We start from the raw sequence: 9,571 nt of genomic DNA on the forward strand, positions 1-9,571 counted from the left end.
GGAATCCAAATGAGTGCAGTGCTCCCACCCCACGGCGTTCACGGCGGCCATGACGGCCATGCCCACGACCACCACGACGATCATCACGACCACCACGCGCCCGCCGGCTGGCGCCGCTGGGTCTTCGCGACCAACCACAAGGACATTGGCACGCTGTATCTGCTGTTCTCGTTCGCGATGTTGATGGTCGGCGGCATCCTGGCGCTGTGCATCCGCGCAGAACTCTTTCAGCCGGGCCTGCAGTTCTTCAACCCCGAACTCTTCAACCAGTTCACGACCATGCACGGTCTGATCATGGTGTTCGGCGCCATCATGCCGGCCTTCGTCGGCTTCGCGAACTGGATGATCCCGCTGCAGATCGGCGCGGGCGACATGGCCTTCGCGCGGATGAACAACTTCAGCTTCTGGCTGCTGATCCCCGCGGCACTGATGCTGGTTGGCAGCTTCTTCATGCCCGGCGGCGCCCCCGCCGCAGGCTGGACGCTGTACGCGCCGCTGACGCTGCAGATGGGCCCATCGATGGACGCCGGCATCTTCGCGATGCACATCATGGGCGCCTCGTCCATCATGGGCTCCATCAACATCATCGTCACCATCCTCAACATGCGCGCCCCTGGCATGACGCTGATGAAGATGCCGATGTTCGCGTGGACCTGGCTGATCACGGCCTACCTGCTGATCGCCGTCATGCCCGTGCTGGCCGGCGCCATCACGATGACGCTGACCGACCGCCACTTCGGCACCGCCTTCTTCAACCCCGCAGGCGGCGGCGACCCGGTGATGTACCAGCACATCTTCTGGTTCTTCGGCCACCCCGAGGTCTACATCATGATCTTGCCGGCCTTCGGCATCGTCAGCCAGATCGTGCCGGCCTTCGCCCGCAAGCGCCTGTTCGGCTACGCCTCCATGGTGTACGCCACGGCTTCCATCGCCATCCTGTCCTTCATCGTGTGGGCCCACCACATGTTCGCCACCGGCATGCCGGTGACGGGCCAGCTGTTCTTCATGTACGCGACCATGCTGATCGCCGTGCCCACGGGCGTGAAGATCTTCAACTGGCTGGCGACGATGTGGCGCGGCTCGATGACCTTCGAGACGCCGATGCTGTTCGCGGTCGGCTTCATCTTCGTGTTCACGATGGGCGGCTTCACCGGCCTGATCCTAGCGATGGCGCCGGTCGACATCCAGCTGCAGGACACCTACTACGTCGTGGCCCACTTCCACTACGTGCTGGTGGCCGGCTCGCTGTACGCGCTGTTCGCCGGCGTGTACTACTGGGGCCCGAAGTGGACCGGCGTCATGTACTCCGAGACCCGCGGCAAGATCCACTTCTGGGGCTCGCTGATCGCGTTCAACGTGACCTTCTTCCCGATGCACTTCCTGGGTTTGGCCGGCATGCCGCGTCGCTATGCCGACTACCCGATGCAGTTCACGGACTTCAACCAGATCGCCTCCATCGGCGCCTTCTGGTTCGGCCTGATGCAGGTCTACTTCTTCCTGTTCATCGTCGTCCCGATGATGCGCGGCAAGGGCGAGAAGGCCCCGCAGAAGCCCTGGGAAGCCGCTGAAGGCCTGGAGTGGGAAGTGCCGTCGCCGGCGCCGTTCCACACCTTCGAAGAGCCGCCCAAGCTGGACGCCTCGGCCACCAAGATCGTGCACGGCCACTGATAGCCATGACGCCCGAACAGCGCAAGGCCAACCGTCGGCTGGGTTTGATCCTGCTGTCGATTGCACTGGTCTTCGGCATCGGCTTCGTCACGAAGATGGTGCTGCTGGCCCACTGACATGCGTTTACTCGCCGCACTGAACCGCGACAACCGTCAGCTCGTCATGAAGCTGGCGGTCATCGTCGCGTTGATGTTCGGTTTCGGCTACGCGCTGGTGCCGCTGTACAAGGCGATCTGCAACGCGCTGGGCATCAACGTGCTGTCGCTGGCCGAACGCCAGACGGTGCTTTCCAGCAAGGGCATCGCCGACGGCAATGGCCAGGTCGACTACAGCCGCGAGATCACGGTGGAGTTCGACACCAACGCGCGCGGCCCCTGGGACTTCAAGCCTGCCGTGCGCCACATGACGGTGCACCCGGGCGAGCTGACCCAGGTGATGTACGAGTTCCGCAACGTGCAGGACCGCACGATGGCGGCGCAGGCCATCCCGAGCTACGCGCCCATGCAGGCGAGTGCGCATTTCAACAAGCTGGAATGCTTCTGCTTCAACGAGTACACGTTGAAGCCGGGCGAGAGCAAGCAGTGGCCGGTCGTGTTCGTCATCGACCGCAAGCTGCCCAAGGATGTGAAGACCATCACCCTGTCCTATACCTTCTTCGAGGTGGCGGGCAAAGGTGGTGTGAAGCTGGGTCAGGCGCCTGAATCACGTTCGGCTGCGGGAGCCTCACTGTGAGCAAGCCGGGTCAGGATATGAAGGACGCCGTGGGCCGCAAGGCCTCGCTGCGCCAGACGATCTCGGCCGTGGCCTGGAGTTTTTTTGGCGTGCGCCGGGGCAGGGATCATGAGCAGGACATGGCCAAGCTCAACCCGGTGCATGTGTTGATCGCGGGCGTGCTTGGCGCGGCCGTGTTCGTATTGATGCTGGTGCTGCTGGTCCGCTGGGTCATCGGCAGTGGCGTGGCCGCGGCCTGACGGCCCGGGCGCAATAAAGTTCAGAACGAGCGAGTACTAGGAGAACAACATGTCGGCAGCGACTACCTCGGGCAAGACCCCGTACTACTTCGTCCCGGCGCCCTCGCGGCACCCGGTGCTGGCCGCCACCGGCCTGTTCTTCGTCATCCTGGGCGCGGGCCAATGGGTCAACGGCCACGGCTGGGGCATGTACTCGCTGTTCGGCGGCCTGGCCTTCTGGGCCTTCGTGCTGCAGCAGTGGTTCCGCCAGGCGATCGGCGAGAGCGAGGGCGGCCTCTATAGCGACCGCATCGACGTCTCCTTCCGCTGGAGCATGGGCTGGTTCATCTTCTCGGAGGTGATGTTCTTCGCCGCCTTCTTCGGCGCGCTGTACTGGGCCCGCGTGCAATCGGTGCCTGAGCTCGGCAACCTGGAGAACGGGTTGCTCTGGCCGGACTTCAAGGCCATCTGGCCCAGCACGGCACCGGGCTTCACCGCCGCACCGGGCGGCACCGTCGAGGCCTTCAGCACGATGGGTCCCTGGCCCATCCCGACGATCAATACCGCGCTGCTGTTGACGTCGGGCGTCACCCTGACGATCGCCCACCACGCGCTGATCGCCGGCCAACGCGGCAAGACCATCGCCTGGATGTGGATCACCGTGCTGCTGGGCGTTACCTTCCTGGGCTTCCAGGCCTACGAATACCACCACGCCTACACCGAGCTCAACCTCAAGCTGACGTCAGGCGTGTTCGGCTCCACCTTCTTCCTGCTGACCGGCTTCCACGGCTTCCATGTCTGCGTGGGTGCGCTGATGCTGCTGTTCATCACGATCCGGCTGATGAAGGGGCACTTCACGGCCGACCGCCACTTCGGCTTCGAAGGCGCGGCCTGGTACTGGCACTTTGTCGACGTCGTCTGGCTGGGCCTGTACGTCGTCGTCTACTGGCTGTAAGGCGCCGCGGCGCCCACAAAGACAAAGCGCCGCGGAAGCGGCGCTTTTTTCATGCTTTCGCCGCCCGTCAGTGCCGCATCGGCAGGCCGCTCGGCTCGATCCAGCCCATGAACCAGCTCAGCAGGATGATGGCAAACAGCGCCACCGATACCGCGACGCGCACCGCCAGCGCACGTGCCATGTTGGGGCTGCGCTTGTCGCCACTGCCTTTGCGCAGCATGAAGAAGCCGGCCGAGGCCAGCGCGCCGAAGATGCCGATGAAGGCGATCAGGATCACGAATTTCATGGCTGGAGATTATCCGCCCGGGGTGATGCCATGCTGAGCCGCAGAGGCTGGGTGGTGCTCGTGGCAGCCCTGCTGAGCGCCGCGCTGACGGCGCGCCTGGGGCTGTGGCAACTCGACCGTGCCGCGCAGAAGCTGGCTTTGCAGGCGGCCATCGAGGCGCAAGCCCAGCGGCCCGCCCTGGGCAATGCCGAACTCGGTGGCGACCAGTTGCACCGCCGCGTCGTGCTGCGCGGCAGCTGGGTCGTCGAGCACACCGTCTGGCTGGACAACCGCCCCATGGACGGCCGGGTCGGCTTCTTCGTCGTGACGCCGCTGCGCCTTGCCGGAAGCACGGAGGCCATCCTCGTTCAACGCGGCTGGGCGCCGCGTCACTCGGTGGACCGCAATCGCCTGCTGCCGCTGGCCACCCCGGCCGGAGATATCGAAGTCGTCGGCCGGCTCGCGGCCTCGCCCTCCCGGCTTTATGAGCTGGGCGAGGGTTCGGCCGGGGCGATCCGGCAGAATCTCGACCCTGCGGCCTTCGGCGCCGAATCCGGCCTGAAGCTGCTGCCGCTGACCGTCGTGCAGACCGACACCAGCGTCGATGATGGCCTGCTGCGCCACTGGCCCGCGCCGGAACTCGGCCTTCACAAACACTATGGCTACGCCTTTCAATGGTTTGCGCTCTGCGCGCTGATCCTGGTCCTCTATGTCTGGTTCCAACTCGTCCGCCCCCGGCTCAAACGCCAGCAGCACGCCTGAGCCGCTGAGCTTCGCGGTGCACAGCCTGCCCAACCCACGCGCGGTGCCGCAGCAACGCGCCGGCCGCTGGAAGATGCTGCTCGTGCTGGCCATGTGCGCAGCGCCGGTCGTCGCGTCCTACTTCACCTTCTACGTCGTCAAGCCCAGCGGTTCTGCCTACGGCGAGTTGATTGCACCCGCCGTCGACATGCCGGCCGACCTGCCGCTGACCGATCTACAGGGCCAACCCGTCGCTCCGGCGTCGCTGCGCGGCCAGTGGCTGCTGGCCGTCGTCCAGGGTTCGGACTGCCCGGCCGCTTGCGAGCGCCAGCTCTTCGTGCAGCGTCAGCTGCGCGAGATGCTGGGCAAGGAGCGGGCACGCGTCGACAAGCTCTGGCTCATTCCAGATGCCGGCACGCCTCGCCCCGAGGTGCTGGCCGCCGTCAGCCAGAAAGGCGCCGAGGTCACCGTGCTGCGCGTGCCGGCCGAGCGCCTGGCCGCCTGGTTGAAGCCGGCCGAAGGGCAGACCCTGGCTGGCCATTTCTACGTCATCGATCCGATGAACCGCTGGATGGAGCGTGCGCCGGCCGAGCCCGAGCCCAAGAAGCTCAAGGCCGACCTCGACAAGCTGCTGAAGGCCAGTGCCAGTTGGGACAACGCAGGAAGATGATGCCCCCACGCTCACTGCGTTCACTGCCCCCCGAGGGGGCGCCAATGCCCTTCGGGCGGCCGGGCGGGCATTGATGACCGACCTGTTGCTCCCCCTCGGCCAGGTCGCTGCCATCGGCGGCGCCGTGGCCATCGGCCCGCTGCTGTGGTGGCGGCAGCGTTCACGCAGCGCGACGCCGGCGGGGCGCCTGCGTGCGCTGACGCTGCTGACGCTGTTCCTGACCTTCGACCTGATCGTGTTCGGCGCCTTCACGCGCCTGACCGACTCGGGCCTGGGCTGCCCCGACTGGCCCGGTTGCTACAGCGCCGCCAGCCCGGTCGGCGCCCAGGCGCACATCGAGGCTGCGCAGGTGGCCATGCCGACCGGCCCGGTCACCCATGGCAAGGCCTGGATCGAGATGATCCACCGCTATCTGGCCAGCGGCGTCGGCCTGCTCATCCTCGTCATGGCAGCCCTCAGCTGGCGGCTCAAGCGCCATGACGGCGAGGCCTCGCCTTCGCCCTGGCTGCCGACGCTGACGCTGCTCTGGGTCTGCGTGCAGGGCGCCTTCGGTGCGCTGACGGTCACGATGAAGCTCTTTCCGGCCATCGTCACGCTGCACCTGCTGTTCGGCATCGGCCTGCTGATGCTGCTGGCCTGGCAGCACGAGGCTTACCAGCCGCGGCCGGTCGCGGCGCCGCCGGCACTGCGCCGCGCGGTTGCAGTCGTCCTCGTGCTCGCGCTCGCCCAGGTCGCTCTCGGCGGTTGGGTCAGCACGAACTACGCCGTGCTGGCCTGCGACGAATTCCCCACCTGCCACGGCGGCCAATGGTGGCCGCATCTGGACTTCGCGCAGGGCTTCCAGCTCTGGCGCCATCTGGGCCAGCGCGCCGACGGCGGCTGGCTGGGCTTCGAGGCGTTGGCCGCCATCCACATGGCTCACCGTCTCGGCGCGGCCTTCGTCTTCGCGGCCATCCTGGCGCTCGCCTGGGCGCTGCGGCGCACTGCACCCGCCTGGACCCGCTGGCTGCTGGCCGCCGCCGCCTGGCAGCTGGCCTCGGGCCTGTCCAATGTCGTGCTCGACTGGCCCATCGCCGCCGCCCTGGCCCACACCGCCGGCGCTGCCGTGCTGCTGGCTCTGCTCACCACCTTGCTCGCGCGCCTGAAGCGCGTCGGACCCTGATCATGGCTTCCACGTCCACCGCCAGCGCCTTCGTGCACAGCCCGCGCTGGCAGCAGTTCTACCAGCTGACCAAGCCGCGCGTCGTTCAGCTCATCGTCTTCTGCGCGGCCATCGGCATGGCCCTGGCCGTGCCCGGCCCGCCAACGCTCGCCCAGGCCCTGACCATGCTCGCGGCCGTCGCCGGCATCTGGCTGGTCGCCGGCGCGGCGGCCGCCTTCAACTGCCTCATCGAGGACGGTATCGACGCGCGCATGAAGCGCACCGCCTGGCGCGCCACCGCCAAGGGCGAGCTCAGCCGCACCCAGACGCTGACCTTCTCGGCGCTGCTGTGCGCGGCCGGCATGGCGCTGCTGGGCTTCTACGTCAACGTGCTGACCATGTGGCTGACCTTCGCCACCTTCATCGGCTACGCCGTCATCTACACCGTCATCCTCAAGCCGATGACGCCGCAGAACATCGTTATCGGCGGCGCTTCGGGCGCCATGCCACCGGTGCTGGGTTGGGCTGCGCTGCGCGGCGACCTGGGCCCCGAGCCCTGGCTGCTGTGCCTCATCATCTTCCTGTGGACGCCGCCGCACTTCTGGGCGCTGGCGCTCTACCGCGCCGAGGACTACGCCCGCGCCGGCCTGCCGATGCTGCCCGTCACCCACGGCAACGACTACACGCGGCTGCAGATCCTGCTCTACACCTGGGTGCTGTTCGCGGCGACGCTGCTGCCCTTCCTGACCGGCATGAGCGGCTGGTTCTACCTGGTCAGCGCCGTCGCGCTCGGCTTGGGCTTCTGCGGCTATGCCTTTAGGCTGTGGCGCTCGTATTCGGAGATGCTCGCGCGGCGGACCTTCTGGTTCTCCATCTGGCATCTGTCGCTGCTCTTCGCGGCCCTGTTGATCGACCACTATCTGCCATGAACACACGCCGTTTTGCACTGGCGGCGCTGACCGCGTTGGCCGCTTTGGCTCTTGCCGGGTGCCAGAAGGCTGGCCCCGACAAGCCCGCCTTCAAGGGCATCGAGCTGACCGGCGCCGACTACGCCAAGCAGCTGAACCTGACCGACCAGGACGGCCGCGCCCGCTCGCTGGCCGACTTCAAGGGCAAGGTGTTGGTGGTCTTCTTCGGCTACACGCAGTGCCCGGACGTCTGCCCGACGACGATGGCCGAGGTGGCCGAGGTCAAGCGCGGCCTGGGCGCCGACGGCGACAAGGTGCAGGGCATCTTCGTCACCATCGACCCCGAACGCGACACAGCGGCGCTGCTCAAGCCCTACCTCGCCAGCTTCGATCCCAGCTTCGTCGCGCTGCGTGGGAGCGAGGAGCAGACCAAGGCCGCCGCCAAGGAGTTCAAGGTCTTCTTCGCCAAGGTGCCGGGCAAGACGCCGGAGACCTACACGATGGATCACACGGCCGCCAGCTTCATCTTCGACACCGAAGGCCGCGTGCGCGTCTACGCTCGCTACGGCTCGGGGGCGCAGCCGCTGGCGGACGACATCAAGCTGCTGCTGGCCGAAGCCGGCAAGAAATGAAAAAGGCCCCTTACGGGGCCTTTTGTTTGCGCGGACAAGACTGGGTCAAGCCGTCTCGGTCAGCGCCTTCTTCATCTTCTTCATCGCCGCCACCTCGATCTGGCGGATGCGTTCGGCCGACACGCCGTACTCGGCCGCCAGCTCGTGCAGCGTCATGCCGCCCGACGCGTCGTCGTTCACCTTCAGCCAGCGCTCTTCGACGATGCGGCGGCTGCGGGCGTCCAGCACGTCCAGCGCGCGGTGGATGCCGTCGCCGGCGAGCTCGTCACGCGAGCGGGCCTCGATGACGCGGGTCGGCTCGTGGCTGTCATCGGCCAGGTAGGCAATGGGCGCGAAGCTCTCGCCGTCGTCGTCGGTCTGCGGCTCCAGGGCCACGTCGCCGCCCGACATGCGGGTCTCCATCTCCAGCACTTCCTCGCGCTTGACGTTCAGCGTGCTCGCCACATGCGCCAGTTCGGCTTCGGTCAGCGTGTTGCGATGCGTCTGGCCGTCGGCTTGGCCGGCCTTCAGCTGGTGCTTCATCGAGCGCAGGTTGAAGAACAGCTTGCGCTGGGCCTTGGTGGTGGCCACCTTGACCATGCGCCAGTTCTTCAGGATGTACTCGTGGATCTCGGCCTTGATCCAGTGCATGGCGTAGCTCACCAGGCGCACGCCCTGATCCGGGTCGAAGCGCTTGACGGCCTTCATCAGGCCGACATTGCCTTCCTGGATCAGGTCACCCTGGGGGAGGCCGTAGCCGACGTACTGGCGCGAGATGGACACGACCAGGCGCAGGTGCGACAGCACCATGCGGCCGGCGGCTTCCACATCGCCCTTGTCGCGCAGGCTGCGCGCGGCCGAACCTTCTTCCTCTGCGGTCAGCAGCGGCAGGCGGTTGACGGCGGAGATGTAGGCGTCCAGATTGCCCAGTGAGGGCACGACGGCCCAGGGACTGCGAACGGCAATGGCGGAAGAAGCAGACATCGTCTTGAATCCTTGCTAAACCGCGGCGTGAACTGCCGCGGTGAACAGGATATTAGCACTCTGGTTCGGTGAGTGCTAAGTTCGATGGTGCGTCAGCTGGAATGCATTGTTTCCAACGGTGAAACAGTGGGCAGGCGCTAACTTACAGCCATTCCCAGCCACGGCGACGCTCAGTCGACGAGGCCGAAATCCGGGCTTTTGATCATCGCCTCGATGTCGAGCAGGATCAGCATGCGCTCGCCGAGCTTGCCCAGGCCGGTGATGAAGCGGGCGTCCAGCGCGGCCGGCACTTCGGGGCGGGCCTTGATCTCGTCGGTGCTCAGTTCCAGCACGTCCGAGACCGAGTCGACCACGATGCCGACAACGCGGCCGGCCACGTTCAGCACGATGACGACAGTGAAGGCGTTGTACTCACCGGTGTGGCCGAGGCGAATGCGCAGGTCCACGATGGGCACGATGACGCCGCGCAGGTTGACGACACCCTTGACGAAGGCCGGCGCGTTGGCGACGCGGGTGGGCGCCTCATAGGAGCGGATCTCCTGCACGCGCAGGATGTCCATGCCGTATTCCTCCTCGCCAATGCGGAAGGTCAGGAACTGGCGGCCATCGGTTCGTGCCGAGGTCTGCACGGCCTGGGCAGCGGTGCTGGGAACGAGGTCGGTGGAGCTCATCGGACGC

General features: G+C 66.6%; 13 protein-coding genes. 10 read left to right on the forward strand and 3 right to left on the reverse strand.

The window, feature by feature from the left end:
* Positions 1-9: 9 nt before the first annotated feature.
* Genes ctaD through AC07V5_RS11760 form a run of 5 tightly spaced genes read left to right on the forward strand, consistent with a single transcriptional unit; the run spans position 10 to position 3,573 of the window.
* The gene (ctaD, locus tag AC07V5_RS11740) at positions 10-1,668 is read left to right on the forward strand and encodes a cytochrome c oxidase subunit I (protein WP_495115857.1); all 1,659 of its coding nucleotides are present in this window, start codon (positions 10-12) and stop codon (positions 1,666-1,668) included.
* Positions 1,669-1,673: 5 nt separating this feature from the next.
* Entirely contained in the window at positions 1,674-1,784 is a 111-nt protein-coding gene (locus tag AC07V5_RS11745) for a cytochrome oxidase small assembly protein (RefSeq protein ID WP_235537733.1), read from the forward strand.
* Position 1,785: 1 nt separating this feature from the next.
* Positions 1,786-2,400 (forward strand): cytochrome c oxidase assembly protein, encoded by a 615-nt coding sequence (locus AC07V5_RS11750; RefSeq protein ID WP_495115858.1) that lies wholly within the window; start codon positions 1,786-1,788, stop codon positions 2,398-2,400.
* Between the two features lie 17 nt (positions 2,401-2,417).
* Positions 2,418-2,639 carry a DUF2970 domain-containing protein gene (locus AC07V5_RS11755; RefSeq protein ID WP_495117057.1) on the forward strand — a complete coding sequence of 74 codons (222 nt, stop codon included), beginning with the start codon at positions 2,418-2,420 and terminating at the stop codon, positions 2,637-2,639.
* 49 nt (positions 2,640-2,688) lie between these two features.
* Positions 2,689-3,573 (forward strand): cytochrome c oxidase subunit 3, encoded by an 885-nt coding sequence (locus tag AC07V5_RS11760; RefSeq protein ID WP_495115859.1) that lies wholly within the window; start codon positions 2,689-2,691, stop codon positions 3,571-3,573.
* A gap of 67 nt (positions 3,574-3,640) precedes the next feature.
* Here AC07V5_RS11760 and AC07V5_RS11765 read toward each other — a convergent pair whose 3' ends face one another.
* Complete coding sequence (locus AC07V5_RS11765; protein ID WP_495115860.1) at positions 3,641-3,859, reverse strand: DUF2909 domain-containing protein; 219 nt, start codon at positions 3,857-3,859, stop codon at positions 3,641-3,643.
* Between the two features lie 30 nt (positions 3,860-3,889).
* On the opposite strand from AC07V5_RS11765, the gene AC07V5_RS11770 reads away from it, so the two are divergent.
* From AC07V5_RS11770 to AC07V5_RS11790, 5 genes are all read left to right on the forward strand, one after another.
* Positions 3,890-4,600: an SURF1 family protein gene (locus tag AC07V5_RS11770; protein ID WP_495115861.1), complete on the forward strand. Its 711-nt coding sequence runs from the start codon at positions 3,890-3,892 to the stop codon at positions 4,598-4,600.
* Positions 4,548-5,249, forward strand: a complete 702-nt coding sequence (locus tag AC07V5_RS11775; protein ID WP_495115862.1) for an SCO family protein — start codon at positions 4,548-4,550, stop codon at positions 5,247-5,249. The genes AC07V5_RS11770 and AC07V5_RS11775 overlap by 53 nt, the downstream gene beginning before the upstream one ends.
* Positions 5,250-5,322: 73 nt before the next feature.
* A complete protein-coding gene (locus AC07V5_RS11780) occupies positions 5,323-6,411 on the forward strand; it encodes a COX15/CtaA family protein (protein ID WP_495115863.1) in 1,089 nt (362 codons plus the stop codon).
* A gap of 2 nt (positions 6,412-6,413) precedes the next feature.
* Entirely contained in the window at positions 6,414-7,319 is a 906-nt protein-coding gene (gene cyoE / locus AC07V5_RS11785) for a heme o synthase (RefSeq protein ID WP_495115864.1), read from the forward strand.
* The gene (locus AC07V5_RS11790) at positions 7,316-7,930 is read left to right on the forward strand and encodes an SCO family protein (protein ID WP_495115865.1); all 615 of its coding nucleotides are present in this window, start codon (positions 7,316-7,318) and stop codon (positions 7,928-7,930) included. The genes cyoE and AC07V5_RS11790 overlap by 4 nt, the downstream gene beginning before the upstream one ends.
* A gap of 45 nt (positions 7,931-7,975) precedes the next feature.
* On the opposite strand, the gene rpoH is transcribed toward AC07V5_RS11790, so the two are convergent.
* The gene (rpoH, locus tag AC07V5_RS11795) at positions 7,976-8,893 is read right to left on the reverse strand and encodes an RNA polymerase sigma factor RpoH (RefSeq protein ID WP_495115866.1); all 918 of its coding nucleotides are present in this window, start codon (positions 8,891-8,893) and stop codon (positions 7,976-7,978) included.
* Positions 8,894-9,063: 170 nt separating this feature from the next.
* The gene (locus tag AC07V5_RS11800; RefSeq protein WP_495115867.1) at positions 9,064-9,564 is read right to left on the reverse strand and encodes a chemotaxis protein CheW; all 501 of its coding nucleotides are present in this window, start codon (positions 9,562-9,564) and stop codon (positions 9,064-9,066) included.
* Between the last annotated feature and the right edge of the window lie 7 nt (positions 9,565-9,571).

Source organism: Roseateles sp. GW821-FHT02E12 (assembly GCF_059421665.1).